Consider the following 14,949-nt stretch of genomic DNA (forward strand, 5'->3'; position numbering starts at 1 on the left):
ACCGGTTGTTTATTAAATAAGCACTTCTCAGAATCATGCTGCGCCGCACACTCTGGCGGCGCTTTTCTAAGCCGCTGAATCGGATTGGTTATTCCATTTTCAGCAGAAATGTAAAATTTCGTCTATTTTGCAGCCGCCTGAATCAGCGCCTCACAGGGTGTGAATCGTTCGCCATGCTGCTGCGCAAGCCGGGTTAATCTGTTGACCACTTCCGCCGCGCCCAGTTTGTCCATGTAGTGGAACGGGCCGCCTAAGAAAGGCGGAAAGCCGATGCCAAACACCGCACCGATATCCCCATCGCGGGCGCAGCGAACCACCTGCTCATCAAGACAGCGAGCCGCTTCGTTCAGCATCATCATCACGCAGCGTTCAGCAATCTGCGCTTCGCTCTGCCTGGCCTGCGGCGAGACTTTCAGCAACGTATACAGCGAAGCGTCCGGTTTTTTACGCTGCCAGCGCGGCTGGTCATAGCGATAAAAGCCTTTACTGTTTTTACGCCCCTTGCGGCCATCTTTCAGCACCGCATCAAAAGCAGCGGGGGCGGCAAAGCGTTCACCATAAGCCTGATACAGGATGGGACTGATTTTGCTGCCAACGTCGATACCGACCTCATCCAGCAGCTGAATCGGGCCGACCGGGAAACCAAACTTCACCAGCGCCCGATCAATATGGTCAATCGGTTCGCCCTCCAGCAGGCAGCGCATCGCTTCATTTATATAGGGCGTCAGGATGCGGTTAACATAGAAGCCCGGCTTGTCCGCCACCACAATCGGGGTTTTACCCTGGCTGCGCGCCAGCGCCACAATCGTCACCAGCGTCGCGGTAGAGGTATTGAGATGAGGAATCACCTCCACCAGCGGCATTTTCTCTACCGGACTGAAATAGTGCAGCCCGATGACATTCTCAGGACGCTGGGCGCCGGCGGCAATCGCCTCAATCGGCAGCGAAGAGGTATTTGAGGCAAACAGCGTATGCGGCTGACAGTGTGCCTCCACTTCGCTGACCATCTGCTGCTTCAGGGCTAAATCTTCGAATACGGCTTCAATTACCACGTCGCGCTGTGAGAAGCCCTGATAATCGATGCCGCCCGTGATACGTGCCATCTGCTGATGACGCTGTGCCGGAGTGAGCTGGCGCCGTTTAACCTTTTTGCTCAGCAGTTCCCAGCTGGTTTTCAGCGCATGGTTCACCCCTTCCAGGCTGATATCTTTAATGCGTACCGGCAACCCGGCGTTGATTGCAGTGACGCTGGCGATGCCGCCGCCCATCAGGCCGCCGCCGAGGATACCAACACGCTTGACGGTGCCGGGTTCCGCTTCACCGCCCCGCTCCTTTTTCATGGCCGTAGTCGCGAAAAAGATCCCGCGCAGCGCAACAGATTCTGGCGTCATCGCCAGCTCACCAAAAGCGCGTGCTTCAGCCTCATGTCCGGCCCGACTGCCCTGCTCCAGCCCGATGCGTACCACCTCAATAATGCGTTTTGCTGCCGGATAGTTACCCTGCGTTTTGGCTGCGGTCTGTCGGGTCGCCAGCGCAAACAGCGCCTGACGGCCAACCGGACCATGCAGCAGACGATCGCGCAGCGGCAGCGTTCGTACACTAACCTTGCCCTTTTTCACCCGGGCAATGGCGGTCTCCAGCAGAATCGCCTGCGGCACCGCGTCATCGACCACGCCCAGCTTACGGGCCTGTTTCGCCCGCAGGGCTTTGCCAGTCAGAATCAGTGGCAGCGCCTGCTGCACGCCGATTAAGCGTGGCAGCCGCTGAGTGCCGCCAGAGCCTGGCAGTAAGCCGAGTTGCACTTCCGGCAAACCGAGGCGGGTTTTATCATCCAGCGAGCAGATACGGGCATCACAGGCCAGCGCCAGTTCCAGCCCGCCACCGAGGCAGGCGCCGTGGATTGCCGCGACCACCGGGAACGGCAGCGCGTCGAGCGCAGCCATTACTTCCTGGCCCTGTTTTGCCAGCGCTTCGGCTTCCTGCGCGCTCTTACAGCGGTCAATCATGCTGATGTCTGCGCCCGCGATGAAGTTGTCCGCTTTGCCGGAAATCAGCACCAGGCCAGCCAGTTGCGGATCGCGTCGCGCTTCCGCAATGATGGCGGTGATCTGCCCGGCAAATTCCGCTTTCAGGGTGTTCATCTTCTCACCAGGGACATCGATCGTAATAATGCCGACGTGATCCAGTCGCATCTTCAGATGAAACGCATTCTGCTCCATTATTCGGCCTCCAGAATCATTGCCGCACCCAAGCCGCCTGCCGCGCAGGCTGTTACCAGTCCTAACCCGCCACCGCGACGGCGTAATTCATTCAGCGTCTGGGTGATCATGCGCGCGCCCGTGGCGGCAAAAGGATGACCATAGGCGATCGATCCGCCCAGCACGTTAAAGCGCTCTTCATTCACTTCGCCCAGCGCGTGTGGGCGATTCAGCACTTCACGGGCAAAGCGCTCGTCGCGAAACATGTGCAGGTTGCTCAGCGTCTGGGCAGCAAAAGCTTCATGCATATCGATCAGCGTCAGATCGGCCAGGGTTATGCCGGCGCGATCCAGTGCCAGTGGTGAAGCGTATGCCGGGCCCAGCAGCATATCCTGCTGCACACCAATGGCGGTAAAGGCGTAGCTGCGCAGATAGCCCAGCGGCCTGATGCCCAGTTCACAGGCGCGGCCCTCGCGCATCAGAATCACTGCCGCCGCGCCGTCGGTGAGAGGCGTGCTGTTGGCCGCGGTGACGCTGCCGTGCTGGCGATCAAATGCCGGACGCAGTCGGGCGTAATCCTCCGCTTTGGCGTTCATCCGCACGTTATTGTCCTGATCGATGGCGCTTTTCCACGGCGGCACAAAGGCTGCCATGACTTCCTGATTCAGTACCCCGGATTGCCAGGCCCTTGCGGCATGCTGATGGGATCGCAGCGCCAGCGCATCCTGTGCTTCGCGCGTGATGCCGTGACTCTTAGCCATCTGCTCCGCAGTGTCGCCCATGCGCAGGCCGGTCGAATACTCCGCCACTGCGGGCGGGACCGGCAGCAGATCACGCGGGCGCAGACGCCGCAGGATGTGCAGTTTTTGACCGAAGCTGCGGGCTTTATTGAGATCCACCAGCGCGCGGGCCAGCGTTTTACTGACCCCAATTGGCAACACCGACGAAGAGTCTGCGCCACCGGCAATACCGGCAGAGATGGTGCCCGCCAGCAGACTTTCTGCCACATTCGCTACCGCCTGAAAGCTGGTGGCGCAGGCACGGCTGACGCTGTAGGCATCGGTATGCACACTCAACCCGCTGCTTAATACAATTTCACGCGCAATGTTCGGCGCTTCCGGCATCTGCACCACCTGCCCAAAGACCAGTTGCTCGATCACCTCAGCCGGCAGTTCACTGCGCGCCATTAATTCGCTGACCACCATACGTCCCAGCTCAATGGCGGGAATGCCATGGAAGCCGGTCGCCTGGCGTAAGAAAGGGGTGCGTAATCCGTGGGTTATTGCGATGCGTTCACCATCACGCGTCAGCAGCGGCTGCGCTTTGATCATTGTTCTCACCTGTGGCTGGGACTGTGGCATCATTGCCTGAAGAGGTCTGACCTGATCAGTGTTAACCACAAGCGGGTGAGCCGCCAATATCGGAAGGGAAAAAGTGCGAAGGGAAACACGAAAATGAAAAACGCCGCAGTGACGCGGCGTAATGGGACTTAACGCAAACCGAGCTGAAAAATCATGGTTTCAGCCTGGCAGCTGAAGGTGAAATCGATATCCAGCTGCACTCCCTGATCCACTTCGCTGAAGCGCGATTCAATCAGACAGGGTTCTGATTCAACCTCGCGGGCACGTTCGGTCAGTTGCGCTAATTTCGCTTCCGCATCGGCACGCTGAGCAAACCATTCTGACCAGCTGGCGGTGCAATCGGTGTTATCCATTACCGTGCCGACATCAACACAACAACAGGCTGCGGTTTCGGTCGCACTGCATTTTTTAATGGCATCAGTCATTTCATTCTCCAGACCAGCAATTGCATAGGTTGAGCGATTTTATGGACGAAATCTTACCTGCTCGCTGAAAGATGCGCCACGCACCTGTTGCTAAGTGACGAATATCACAATAAAAATTGATCCAGAACAAACTGGAATGGTTATGCTGTCCAGGATCAGGGGCTTTTTGTTATGCAGATCGAATTTTAAGCGATCAAACCTGAAATATTTTAAAAACAATATTGCAACATGCACACAGGTCGGACCTATACTCTCCGCACTGGTCTGATATGTGCGCTTTACATCAGTCCCTACAATCCGCCGTCCTTTGTTACGCGACGTTATAGCGTTAAATAATAATTCACATGAGGTTGTGGTCATGAACCATAAAAACCTGTTTGCAAAGTCAGCCGTGGCGGCTGCAGTGGCGCTTGTCTCTTCCCACGTTTACGCTGCTGGGTTTCAGTTAAATGAATTCTCTTCGATTGGTTTAGGTCGCGCATATTCAGGCGAAGGGGCAATGGGTGATACCGCGGCGTCTGCCAGCCGTAACCCGGCGACAATGGCGTTAATGGATCGCCCGGAATTTTCTATCGGGGCTGTCTATATTGCGCCGGATGTAAATATCAGTGGTCGCAGTCCCAGTGGCCGCAGCCTGGATGCGAATAATATTGCCCCTAATCAGTGGGTACCCAATATTCATTACGTCCAGCCCATCAACGATCAGTGGTGGATTGGCGCATCTGCAACCTCAAACTACGGCTTAGCAACAGAGTTTAATAATGGCTACACCGCTGGCGGTTACGGCGGTAAAACTGACCTGATGACCGGCAATTTAAATCTCAGCACCGCTTATCGGTTTAATGAACATTTTAGTGCAGGCATCGGTTTTGATGCGGTTTACGCTAAAGCCAAAATTGAGCGTTATGCCGGTGAGTCAGGCGCGCGTCTGGGGGTTCCGGCTGATACGCAGGTTGCCCATCTGAAAGGCGATGAGTGGGGCTACGGCTGGAATGCTGGCATCCTGTATGAAGTGGATGAAAATAACCGCTTCGGCTTTACCTATCGTTCAGAAGTGAAAGTTGATTTTGATGGCGATTACAAAAGTAATCTCTCATCCCGGCTGAATGCGGTGAATAATCCGGAAGTGTCAGGCGTACCTTTTGGCACCAACGGCACCACCGTTCCAGGCGCGTTAACGCTGAATCTGCCAGAGATGTGGGAAGTGTCGGGCTGGCATAAAGTGGCACCGCAGTGGGCGGTTCACTACAGCATGGCTTACACCAGCTGGAGCCAGTTCCAGGAGCTGAAAGCCACTGGCTCTAACGGCCAGACGCTGTTCTATAAAGATGAAAGCTTCCACGATGCCTACCGCATTGCACTGGGTACGACCTATTCCTACGACAAGAACTGGACGTTCCGTACCGGTATTGCGTTTGATGACAGCCCGGTTCCGGCCGATAAGCGCTCTATCTCCATCCCTGACCAGGATCGTTTATGGCTGAGTGCCGGTACATCCTATGCCTTTAACGATGATGCCTCGGTGGATTTAGGCATCTCTTATATGCACGGACAGAAAGTGACGGTGAAAGAAGGTCCTTATACCTTTACCTCTGAAGGCAAGGCCTGGCTCTACGGCGCGAACTTTAACTACAAGTTCTGATTAGATAGCACGATTAAAAAGGGCGACTCTGGTGAGTCGCCCTTTTTCGTGGCCGTGGATCGCTTAATGGATCAGGGAGCATACGCCCTGCGCAAAGAGGCAAAAACCGCCATCTCTGGCGGCGCATCGCGGGCGATTACTCGGCGTCAATATCCTTAAGGTCATCCTGAATCGCGGCTGCGTTAGGATTATCTTCCGGCTTGAGCTTGCCGCCGCGCGCCAGGAAGTCGTGACGCTGGAAGTAAGCGTTACGGATGAAGGCGTACGGATCGCTCTGCTGTTTCAGGATTGCATCAGAGTCCAGCAGCTGCGCGCGGGTCTCAATCCCTTCAAGCGTCCATTTACCAATCGACATTGGCCAGGTCAGCCAGCCAAGTATCGGATAAAGCGTATCAACGTAGTCGCCGCCATCCTGACGCACCGTGAAGCTGCCGTAAGCAGGCAACTCAACGTAAGGCCCGTAGCCGACACCATAGTGACCGAGCGTGGTACCGAATCGGTGCGGCTCTTCACGCGCCAGTTCCGGATTCGCCTTACCGGCAACGTCAATGAAACCGCCCAGTCCCAGCACGCTGTTCAGGAAGAAACGGGTAAAGTGCACACCCGCATCACGCCCGTTACCGACCAGGATGGCGTTAACCATGCTGGCAGGTTCTTCCAGGTTGCCGAGGAAGTTGCTCAGGCCGGTACGTGCCGGCACCGGCACATAATCACGCCAGGCCACAGCGACCGGACGCAATACATACGGATCCAGCACGTTGTAGTTAAAGTTAAACATCGTGCGGTTAAAGCCTTCGAACGGATCGCTGCGCTGAGCAGGATCGCTATTCGCCGGCTTTGAACTGGCACAACCTACCAGAAGGACGCTGGCGACAGCCAGGCTGGTCAGGCGATAATTCATTCCAATCTCCCTGTGCGGATGAAAAAGGTCTACCCATCGTTCAGGTCACAGCCCGGTATCGAATCGACTTACCCGATGAGCATAGCTGACTTTGTGCCAGAGGCAGCAGGCAATGGCACGCATCATCCTGAACGCGGTCAGTTGATGCGTTCAGGGAAGCTGCTGATTAATCTCTACCGCGATCGGCTGATGCCCATCCCAGGGCGTTACGGCGCTCAGGCCCAGCCAGTCACCCGGCCGGGGATTGGCTGGGTCACGGGAGATACGCACCCGGACCTCGACCTGATGCTGCGCCGAAAGAAGGCGATCCGGCATCATGGCGTTGCTGTCATCCAGCGTCAGCGACAGCGGGAAGTGACTGAGCGGCATCCGCTTAACAGCCACCGGCACCGGTGAAGCACCGTCAGAAACCGAAATATACAACACTCCGTCCTGCGGTAACATTTTTTCTGCCTTAGGTGCCAGCGTCACGGTCAGCGCCAGCTGACGACTCTGTTGCCCGGCGGCACTTCTGGCCTTTTCGATGCTGCGGGCGATCATCGCATGTCGCGAATCACCGGCCGGCAACAGACCCAGCAGGGTCTGCCATGCGTCGATAGCCTGATCATATTGCTGCTGTCCGTAAGCATTAAATGCCAGCAGGCTAAGCGTACGCAGGTTTTGCGGATCCGCTTTAAGCAATTCCTGCAGTAGCAGTGACGCCTGACGGTTATCCTGCGGATCGGGGGATCGCGTCAGGACTTCCGCATAATCCTGCTTCAGCGCCAGATCGTTGGGAGCAAGCTGTAATGCATGCTCAAACGCCTGGCTGGCGATCTCCGCATTATTCAGCACCATGCCGAGCCGCCCCAGCATGGTCCAGTCGGCCAGATTATCCGGTTCCGTTTGCAACGCGGTACGCAATCCGAGCTGTAAACGCGCCAGCTCCTCCATGCTCAGCGGTTTAGCGCCAGGGTCCATCAGTCGGGCACGCAGCTCAGGATACGCCTGCTGCACCTGCTTCCAGCCCGTGAGCTGTGCCAGGCCACCGGTTTTCAGGTAAGTTCCCAGCGATACCCCAATCAGCACGATCAGGCCCGGCAGCAAAATCCAGCGGCTGCTGCTGTGTGATTTCATCGTCTGTGCCGGTGGAATATCCGCCAGCAGTGTCTGCTGTAACTCCCGCTCCATCAGCGGACGCTCAGCGACGACGCCCTGATCTTCATCCTGTGCCAGCTCATCTATCCGCTGATGGTAGAAGCGCTGATTAAGGCGATCGCGATCGCCTGTGCTGGCCTGACGTTGCCGCCAGCCCGCCGCCATAAACAGCGTACAGGCCGCCAGCAGTAACAGAAAAAGGGTGATCCAAAATGCACTCATTACGGCTTCCTGTCTGACTTCAGTAGCGCATTAAGACGCTGTTGCTCATCTTCATCCAGCTCACTGCGGGTTTTGCGCTGACGGCTGCGCAGGATAATCACCGCGCCGCCCAGCAGCGCAAACAGCGCCGGACCAGCCCACAAAACCAGGGTTGAGGGCGTGACCGGTGGCGAATAGCTGACGAAATTGCCGTAACGCGCCACCATATAGTCGATGATCTGCTGGCGACTCTGGCCCTGCTTCATCAGCTGATAGACTTTCAGCCGCATATCGGCGGCAATCATGGCGTTTGAGTCGGCGATGCTGTTGTTCTGACACTTCGGACAGCGTAGTGAAGCGGTCAGGTCGCGGTATTGTTCTTCCTGGGCCACCGAGTCAAATTGCAGCGTGTCGATGCTTGCCCACAGGTTGATGCTGAACAGCAGGCCGCACAGCAGTAACAGCATTCTCATGATCCCGCCTCCGCACTGTATTTCACCCACAAGGGTTTCACTTCCTGATCCCAGACGCGCGCATTGAGATCGCCCGCGTGGCGATAACGGATGATCCCCTTACCGTCGATCAGAAAAGTTTCCGGCGCGCCATAGACGCCGAGATCCAGTCCCAGCATGCCGTTGCCATCATAGAGGCTCAGCGCGTAGGGGTTGCCCAGCGTATTCAGCCAGTTAACCGCCTTGTGACGATCGTCTTTGTAGTTCAGCCCGACGACGCGAATGCCCTGCTCCGCCAGCGTATTCAGATACTGATGCTCGGCGCGACAGGTCGGACACCAGGTCGCCCAGACGTTCAGCAATATCGGTTTGCCATCCGTCAGCACGCGCTGGTCGTAGGTTTTTCCTGGCTGATCGAGTGCTTCCAGCCGGAACAGCGGCACCGGCTTGCCGATCAGAGCGGATTCGAGACGGGTCGGATCGTCGCCATCGGCATTACGTGTCAGCTGCCACAGCAGCGCCGCCGCCAGCAACAGAAACAGCATCAGGGGAATAAACAGGATTTTCTTGTTCATATCCGCTCCTCAATTCCCGCTTTTTTGCGCGAACGATAACGGGGATCAAACAGGCAGAACAGCCCACCCAGCGCCATCAGCGCACCACCGAACCAGATCCAGCGGACAAAGGGTTTGTAATAGATGCGCACGGCCCAGCCGCCATCCTCCAGCTCTTCGCCCAGCGCCGCATAGAGATCGCGGCTGAAACCCCCATCAATCGCCGCTTCGGTCATCATGGTGCGGGCGGCCGTATAAAAGCGTTTCTCTGCCTGCAGCGTCGCTTCATGTTTGCCGTTGCGCGTGACATCGATGATGCCCATGCCGCCGCTGTAGTTAGGCCCCTGCAGATTCTGCACGCCGCGGAAGACAAAGTGATAGTGATGAATATCGATGCTATCACCCGCCTTCATCCGCACATCGCGTTCCACGCTGTACTGAGTGCTGAATGCAATACCGATCACCGTCACTCCTACCCCAAGATGGCCCAGTACCATGCCCCAGTGACTGCGCGACAGGTGACGTAAACCGGCAAAGAACGGATGACGGTGAGTGGCGCGCTCATGCAGTTCCAGCAGCGTCAGCACGATAATCCAGAGTGACATCAGCAGGCCAACCACGGTCATCGCCTCAATGCGATCCTGCAGCCACCAGGGAATGATGACGGAACAGGCCAGGGTCACGATCAGCGCCAGCGCCAGCCGCTTTGCCAGCTTCTGCGGCTCATCGCGACGCCAGCGCACCAGTGGCCCGATCCCCATCAGCAGCGCAAACGGCGCCATCAGCCAGCTGAACATGGTGTTGAAGAACGGCTCACCGACCGAAATGCTGCCCAGGCCCAGTTGCTTGTGCACCAGCGGCAACAACGTGCCGAGCAGAACCACCAGCATCGCGGCAATCAGCAGCACGTTATTACCCAGCAAAAACGATTCGCGCGACCAGGTTTCATTCTGCACCCGGCCACGTACCTGCCCGCCTTTAATCGCGTAGAGCAGGAGCGAACTGCCGATAACAATCACCAGAAACGCGAGGATAAACATCCCGCGCGCCGGATCCGAGGCGAAGGAATGCACCGACACCAGCACCCCGGATCGCACCAGGAACGTCCCCAGCAGGCTCAGCGAAAACGCGGTAATCGCCAGCAGCACGGTCCAGGCCTTAAAGGTGCCTCGCTTTTCAGTGACCGCCAGCGAGTGCATCAGGGCGGTGCCTGCCAGCCACGGCATAAACGACGCATTTTCAACCGGGTCCCAGAACCACCAGCCGCCCCAGCCCAGTTCGTAATAGGCCCAGGCCGATCCAAGGACAATACCAATCGTCAGAAAGACCCAGGCCGCCGTGGTCCAGGGACGCGACCAGCGCGCCCAGGCCGTATCCAGCCGTCCGGCCATCAGCGAGGCGATAGCAAAGGCAAACGCCACCGAAAAGCCGACATAGCCCATATAGAGCAGCGGCGGATGGAAGATCAGGCCGATATCCTGCAGCATCGGATTCAGGTCATGCCCGTCTATCGGAAAGTCCGGCAGCGTGCGGCCAAACGGATTCGAGGTCAGCAGGATAAACAGCAGGAAGCCGAGATTGATCATGCCCATGACCGCCAGCACGCGTGCCAGCGCATCCTGTGGCATACCGCGACTGAATATCGCCACCGCTAATGTCCAGGTGCTGAGCAGCAACACCCACAGCAGCAGCGATCCTTCATGCGCGCCCCAGGTGGCGGCGATGCGATAATAAACCGGCAGCAGGCTGTTGGAGTTTGTGACGACATAGGCAACGGTAAAATCGTTGCTGATAAAGGCCCAGACCAGCAGCGCGAAAGCCGCCGCGATGCAGATAAACAGACCGCAGGCCAGCGGACGTGCCATTGCCATCAGGCGGGCATCCTGGCGCACTGCGCCCCATAGCGGATAGCTGCTCAGCAGCAGGGAGAGCCCCAGCGCCAGGCAGAGCAGAAAAGTACCAATCTCGGGCATCATAATGATTTATTTCCCGCCTGATACAGCGACTGGGGGCCGGTGTGATTACTCTTCATCGCGTCTTCAATCTCCGGCGGCGTATATTTCTCATCATGTTTCGCCAGCACTTCTTTGGCGATCACCTGGTTGCCCGCCGCCAGCACGCCCTGCGCGACGACGCCCTGCCCTTCACGGAACAGATCCGGCAGGATGCCTTCAAAACTGACGCTGACCACGCCGCGGGCATCATAAAGTTTGAACGACACGGCAAGCGTATTCGGATCGCGCCGGACGCTGCCGGGCATCACCATGCCGCCAACGCGCAGCCGCTGGCCCGCTTCGGGCTTCTCGTGCGCCTCGCCTTTGCCGTAAAGGATTTCACCTGGGGTATAGAACAGATCGATGTTTGAGCGCAGCGCATACATCACCAGCGCGGTGGCCAGGCCGAGGCCGAGCAGAATCGCCACTGCCGCATAGAGGCGGTTGCGTCGACGGGTATTCACAATATCTCTCCTGCCGCTTCAGCCGCGGCTTTTTTAGATTTCGCTGCCCGGATGCGGCGTTCCCGCGCGTCGCGCTGGCGGATCTCAGCCAGCAGGCGGCGGCGCAGCAACAGGGTATGCAGCGTCAGCCCGACAAGCGGAATCAGCGTGCAGGCAACCGCCAGCCAGACATAGAAGGCGTAGCCCCCCATCTCAAAGAAAGCGTGCCAGGAGGAAAAGGCGGGTGTCATGCCTGCTCTCCCCGCTTCGCCACATCAATCGCCCAGGGACGATGACGTTCGGTTAACAGAATCAGGTTGCGCAGCCGCATCAGGGTCAGCGTGATAAACACCAGAAGATAACCGATGATTGCCCAGCGCAGCGGCGTTCGCATCACTGGCGCAATCGCCTGCTGGAGAATGCCCGACGAGCCCTGATGCAGGGTATTCCACCACTGTACTGAAAAGTGAATGATCGGCAGATTAACTACGCCGACCAGAATGAGAACACCCGCGGCCCGCCCTGCGGTGCGGCGGTCATCAAAAGCATGCCAGAGCGCAATCACGCCCATATAGAGGAACAGCAGCACCAGCTCCGAAGTGAGGCGTGCATCCCAGATCCACCAGGTCCCCCACATCGGCTTGCCCCATGCGGATCCGGTGACCAGCGCAATAAAGGTAAAGACCGCGCCCACCGGTGCCATGGCGGCGGAAACCAGATCGGCCATTTTCATCTGCCACACCAGGCCGATAAAGGCGGCGATGGCCATCGAGGCATAAATGCCCATCGACCACATCGCGGCGGGCACATGAATGTACATGATGCGGAAACTGTCGCCCTGCTGATAGTCAGCGGGAGCAAATCCAAAGCCCCAGGCCCAGCCCAGCAGCAACGCCGCCAGCCCTGAGATGGCGAACCACGGCACCAGTCGCCCCGAAAACTGATAGAGCCGTTCGGGCCTGGCCAGCTGATGTAACGCTTTCCACATATCAAATGCTCACATTAACGATAAAAGAGTGTTGCCGCGTCTTTTACGCGCGGTTATTTCAACGGCTGTTATTGCAAAGTAATTCTTAGCGCTGCCGCCGTGGCAAACGGGGAGAGCGTGGCGCTGCCCAGCAGCATCGCGCCGAGAATCGCCAGATAGCCATTAATCGGCAACCCCTGACTGGCCGCCTCCATCGCCGCACTGGCGAAGATCAAGACCGGAATGGCCAGCGGCAGCACCAGCAGGCTAAGCAGTACGCCACCGCGCCGTAAACCCACCGTGAGACCTACACCAATGGCACCGAGAAAACTCAGGGTTGGCGTGCCGAGCAGCAGCGTCAGGGCCATCGCCCGCCAGCCATTAAAATCCAGCGACAGCAGCAGCGCGGCCAGCGGCGACAGGATAATCAGCGGCACGCCTGTGACCAGCCAGTGCGCCACTACTTTGCCGATAACCGTTACCGGCAGCGGCGTCGGCAGCAGTACCAGTTGCTCCAGCGAACCATCGCTGAAGTCATCGCGAAACAGCCGCTCCAGCGCCAGCAGCGACGCCAGCAGCGCGGCAACCCAGGCTACGCCCGGTGCAATACGCGCCAGCTGTTGCGGGTCAGGTCCGATGCCCAGCGGAAACAGGGTAATAACAATCAGGAAAAACCAGAGCGGATTGATCACATCAGCCCCGCCGCGAAAGGCGATGCGCAATTCACGCTGAATGAGGCGAAACAGCATCAGCCTGCCTCCCCGTCGCCGAGGCGAATTTTGCGCACCCGCGCAGCATCCGCGGGCAAATCCTGATGGGTTGTCAGGATCACTGCGCCACCGTTATCGGCATGCCGGGCGAATTTCGCCATTAATTTTTTAACACCCGCTTTGTCGATGGCGGTCAGCGGCTCGTCGAGAATCCATATGCGGGCCTGGCTGAGCCATAGCCGCGCCAGCGCTACCCGACGCTGCTGACCCGCCGATAACCGGCTAACCGGCACCTCTTCGTCTCCCGTGAGATCGACGCTTTCCAGCGCAGCAAAGATCTGCGCATCACTGCAATCAGGATGGTAGAAACGCAGATTTTCCAGCGGTGTAAGCACGCCTTTGACACCGGGATGATGGCCCAGATAGAGCATCGCCTGATGCCAGGCTTCGCGCTGCCGCAGGATTGGCCGCTGCTGCCAGCGTATTTCACCCTGTTCAGGACGGCTCAGGCCAGCCAGCAGGCGCAAGAGTGAGGTCTTACCGGCACCATTGGGACCTTCAATCTGCACAATGTCGCCTGCAGAGACGCGAAATGAGAGCTGCCGGAACAGCGCACGTTCGTCGTATGCACAAGTGAGCGTAATGATTTCCAACATCGAGGGGGGAATCGCACCAGCTAAAAGTGGCCGGGATATTACCACAATGTTGCTGTGGGCCGAAGTGTGAGCCACCGCTCAGTTTCGATGCCATGGGTTTATTCGTGCGGTATCGCCCGCAGTCTGAATAAAAATGCAGTTCCGAAAAACGTTGTTACGCTTATTCGCATCGATCGTTACATTATCGGCAAATAAAAAACGGCTACGCTTATTACGCGACAGCACTATCACCAGGAGAAAATATGAAGCCTTCATCAGGTAATGAACAGGGTCCTAACGACGTCGAGAGTGAAGAGAAGGATAAGGGCACTGACATCGAAGTCGATGAGGAGGCTTTACCCTCCCGCGCCGCCGCCATCCATGAAGAGATACGGCAGGATGGGGAAAAAGAGCTGGAGCGCGACGGTATGGCGCTGCTCTGGTCAGCCATTGCGGCGGGCTTATCCATGGGCGCCTCGCTGATGGCGAAGGGGATATTTCAGGTGCATCTGGATGGCGTACCAGGGGCGTTTCTGCTTGAAAACCTGGGTTATACCTTTGGTTTTGTTATCGTCATCATGGCGCGTCAGCAGCTGTTTACCGAAAATACCGTCACGGCAGTCCTGCCGGTGATGCACAAACCGACCTGGAGTAATGGCGCCCTGCTATTACGTTTATGGGGCATCGTCTTGCTGGGTAACCTGATCGGGACGGCACTGGGTGCGCTGGCGTTTAATGAGATGCCGATATTTGACGAAGCTACCCGTCAGGCGTTTACCAACATCAGTATGAAGGTGATGGAAAATACGCCCGGCGAGATGTTTGCCAATGCAGTGATCTCCGGCTGGATTATCGCCACCATGGTCTGGATGTTCCCCTCGGCGGGGGGTGCCAAACTGCTGGTGATTGTGATGATGACCTGGCTGGTTGCGCTGGGTGATCTGGCGCATATCGTGGTGGGATCGGTGGAAGTGCTCTATCTGGTCTTTAATGGCAGCATCAGCTGGTATGAATTCTTCTGGCCGTTTGCCCTGCCGACGCTGCTCGGCAACATTACCGGCGGCACGCTGATTTTTGCCCTGATCAGCCACGCGCAGATCCGCAACGACATGAGTGAAGCGGCCGTGGCTAAAGCGAAGGCTGAGAAGAAGAAGCAGGAGAAACGTCGCCAGCGTGAAGAGCAGGAAAAGGCTGAGTAAATCCAGGGCAGGCAGAGCAGATTGAACCACTCTGTCTGCCTTTCTGGTCTGTTTGCTGAAGGCGATTTGCCAGGCGGGCGTCTGAAAAACGTTTACTGGAAGTGTCTGCTGTAAAGAGGGAGTGAAGATT

The 14,949-nt window shown here is 57.5% G+C and carries 15 protein-coding genes; 2 read left to right on the forward strand and 13 right to left on the reverse strand.

From position 1 onward, the window contains the following. Positions 1–122: 122 nt before the first annotated feature. The 3 genes from fadJ to NR195_RS13865 form a co-directional block, all read right to left on the reverse strand. A complete protein-coding gene (gene fadJ / locus NR195_RS13855; RefSeq protein ID WP_256844624.1) occupies positions 123–2,219 on the reverse strand; it encodes a fatty acid oxidation complex subunit alpha FadJ in 2,097 nt (698 codons plus the stop codon). Beyond that, on the reverse strand, positions 2,219–3,529 hold the full coding sequence (gene fadI, locus NR195_RS13860) for an acetyl-CoA C-acyltransferase FadI (protein WP_256844625.1): 1,311 nt from the start codon (positions 3,527–3,529) through the stop codon (positions 2,219–2,221). The genes fadJ and fadI overlap by 1 nt, the downstream gene beginning before the upstream one ends. A gap of 158 nt (positions 3,530–3,687) precedes the next feature. Next, a complete protein-coding gene (locus tag NR195_RS13865) occupies positions 3,688–3,984 on the reverse strand; it encodes a YfcZ/YiiS family protein (protein ID WP_010671435.1) in 297 nt (98 codons plus the stop codon). A 358-nt stretch (positions 3,985–4,342) separates the two neighbouring features. Here NR195_RS13865 and fadL point away from each other — a divergent pair, with 358 nt between their 5' ends. After that, positions 4,343–5,626: a long-chain fatty acid transporter FadL gene (gene fadL, locus NR195_RS13870; RefSeq protein WP_010671434.1), complete on the forward strand. Its 1,284-nt coding sequence runs from the start codon at positions 4,343–4,345 to the stop codon at positions 5,624–5,626. Positions 5,627–5,762: 136 nt separating this feature from the next. On the opposite strand, the gene mlaA is transcribed toward fadL, so the two are convergent. The 10 genes from mlaA to ccmA form a co-directional block, all read right to left on the reverse strand. Next, positions 5,763–6,527, reverse strand: coding sequence for a phospholipid-binding lipoprotein MlaA (mlaA, locus tag NR195_RS13875; RefSeq protein WP_022625091.1), 765 nt, complete (start codon positions 6,525–6,527; stop codon positions 5,763–5,765). A 150-nt stretch (positions 6,528–6,677) separates the two neighbouring features. Next, a complete protein-coding gene (ccmI, locus tag NR195_RS13880) occupies positions 6,678–7,886 on the reverse strand; it encodes a c-type cytochrome biogenesis protein CcmI (RefSeq protein ID WP_256844626.1) in 1,209 nt (402 codons plus the stop codon). Next, positions 7,886–8,338, reverse strand: coding sequence for a cytochrome c-type biogenesis protein (locus tag NR195_RS13885; RefSeq protein ID WP_033788173.1), 453 nt, complete (start codon positions 8,336–8,338; stop codon positions 7,886–7,888). Before NR195_RS13885 ends, ccmI begins: the two co-directional genes overlap by 1 nt. After that, positions 8,335–8,892, reverse strand: coding sequence for a DsbE family thiol:disulfide interchange protein (locus NR195_RS13890; protein WP_010257920.1), 558 nt, complete (start codon positions 8,890–8,892; stop codon positions 8,335–8,337). The genes NR195_RS13885 and NR195_RS13890 overlap by 4 nt, the downstream gene beginning before the upstream one ends. Beyond that, a complete protein-coding gene (locus NR195_RS13895) occupies positions 8,889–10,847 on the reverse strand; it encodes a heme lyase CcmF/NrfE family subunit (RefSeq protein ID WP_256844627.1) in 1,959 nt (652 codons plus the stop codon). Before NR195_RS13895 ends, NR195_RS13890 begins: the two co-directional genes overlap by 4 nt. Then, positions 10,844–11,329, reverse strand: a complete 486-nt coding sequence (ccmE, locus tag NR195_RS13900) for a cytochrome c maturation protein CcmE (RefSeq protein WP_061901238.1) — start codon at positions 11,327–11,329, stop codon at positions 10,844–10,846. The genes NR195_RS13895 and ccmE overlap by 4 nt, the downstream gene beginning before the upstream one ends. Then, entirely contained in the window at positions 11,326–11,559 is a 234-nt protein-coding gene (gene ccmD / locus NR195_RS13905; RefSeq protein WP_249654695.1) for a heme exporter protein CcmD, read from the reverse strand. Before ccmD ends, ccmE begins: the two co-directional genes overlap by 4 nt. Further along, complete coding sequence (locus NR195_RS13910; RefSeq protein ID WP_010257913.1) at positions 11,556–12,296, reverse strand: heme ABC transporter permease; 741 nt, start codon at positions 12,294–12,296, stop codon at positions 11,556–11,558. The genes ccmD and NR195_RS13910 overlap by 4 nt, the downstream gene beginning before the upstream one ends. Before the next feature lie 68 nt (positions 12,297–12,364). Beyond that, the gene (gene ccmB, locus NR195_RS13915; RefSeq protein ID WP_060680661.1) at positions 12,365–13,024 is read right to left on the reverse strand and encodes a heme exporter protein CcmB; all 660 of its coding nucleotides are present in this window, start codon (positions 13,022–13,024) and stop codon (positions 12,365–12,367) included. Next, a complete protein-coding gene (gene ccmA, locus NR195_RS13920; RefSeq protein WP_022625094.1) occupies positions 13,024–13,641 on the reverse strand; it encodes a cytochrome c biogenesis heme-transporting ATPase CcmA in 618 nt (205 codons plus the stop codon). The genes ccmB and ccmA overlap by 1 nt, the downstream gene beginning before the upstream one ends. Positions 13,642–13,883: 242 nt before the next feature. Between ccmA and NR195_RS13925 the strand changes: the two genes are divergently transcribed. Then, positions 13,884–14,819 (forward strand): formate/nitrite transporter family protein, encoded by a 936-nt coding sequence (locus NR195_RS13925; RefSeq protein ID WP_010671426.1) that lies wholly within the window; start codon positions 13,884–13,886, stop codon positions 14,817–14,819. The last annotated feature ends 130 nt before the right edge of the window (positions 14,820–14,949 follow it).

Origin of the sequence: Pantoea sp. Ft-CA_14 (assembly GCF_024520875.1) — a bacterium.
Lineage (GTDB): Bacteria > Pseudomonadota > Gammaproteobacteria > Enterobacterales > Enterobacteriaceae > Pantoea > Pantoea agglomerans.

Bases quoted from the DNA above. Each gene is read 5' to 3' on its own strand.
- ccmB (WP_060680661.1), bottom strand. From the start codon at position 13,024: ATGCTGTTTCGCCTCATTCAGCGTGAATTGCGCATCGCCTTTCGCGGC.
- NR195_RS13895 (WP_256844627.1), bottom strand. From the start codon at position 10,847: ATGATGCCCGAGATTGGTACTTTTCTGCTCTGCCTGGCGCTGGGGCTC.
- NR195_RS13865 (WP_010671435.1), bottom strand. From the start codon at position 3,984: ATGACTGATGCCATTAAAAAATGCAGTGCGACCGAAACCGCAGCCTGT.
- NR195_RS13890 (WP_010257920.1), bottom strand. From the start codon at position 8,892: ATGAACAAGAAAATCCTGTTTATTCCCCTGATGCTGTTTCTGTTGCTG.
- fadJ (WP_256844624.1), bottom strand. From the start codon at position 2,219: ATGGAGCAGAATGCGTTTCATCTGAAGATGCGACTGGATCACGTCGGC.
- ccmA (WP_022625094.1), bottom strand. From the start codon at position 13,641: ATGTTGGAAATCATTACGCTCACTTGTGCATACGACGAACGTGCGCTG.
- NR195_RS13925 (WP_010671426.1), top strand. From the start codon at position 13,884: ATGAAGCCTTCATCAGGTAATGAACAGGGTCCTAACGACGTCGAGAGT.
- mlaA (WP_022625091.1), bottom strand. From the start codon at position 6,527: ATGAATTATCGCCTGACCAGCCTGGCTGTCGCCAGCGTCCTTCTGGTA.
- fadL (WP_010671434.1), top strand. From the start codon at position 4,343: ATGAACCATAAAAACCTGTTTGCAAAGTCAGCCGTGGCGGCTGCAGTG.
- ccmI (WP_256844626.1), bottom strand. From the start codon at position 7,886: ATGAGTGCATTTTGGATCACCCTTTTTCTGTTACTGCTGGCGGCCTGT.
- fadI (WP_256844625.1), bottom strand. From the start codon at position 3,529: ATGATCAAAGCGCAGCCGCTGCTGACGCGTGATGGTGAACGCATCGCA.
- NR195_RS13910 (WP_010257913.1), bottom strand. From the start codon at position 12,296: ATGTGGAAAGCGTTACATCAGCTGGCCAGGCCCGAACGGCTCTATCAG.
- ccmD (WP_249654695.1), bottom strand. From the start codon at position 11,559: ATGACACCCGCCTTTTCCTCCTGGCACGCTTTCTTTGAGATGGGGGGC.
- NR195_RS13885 (WP_033788173.1), bottom strand. From the start codon at position 8,338: ATGAGAATGCTGTTACTGCTGTGCGGCCTGCTGTTCAGCATCAACCTG.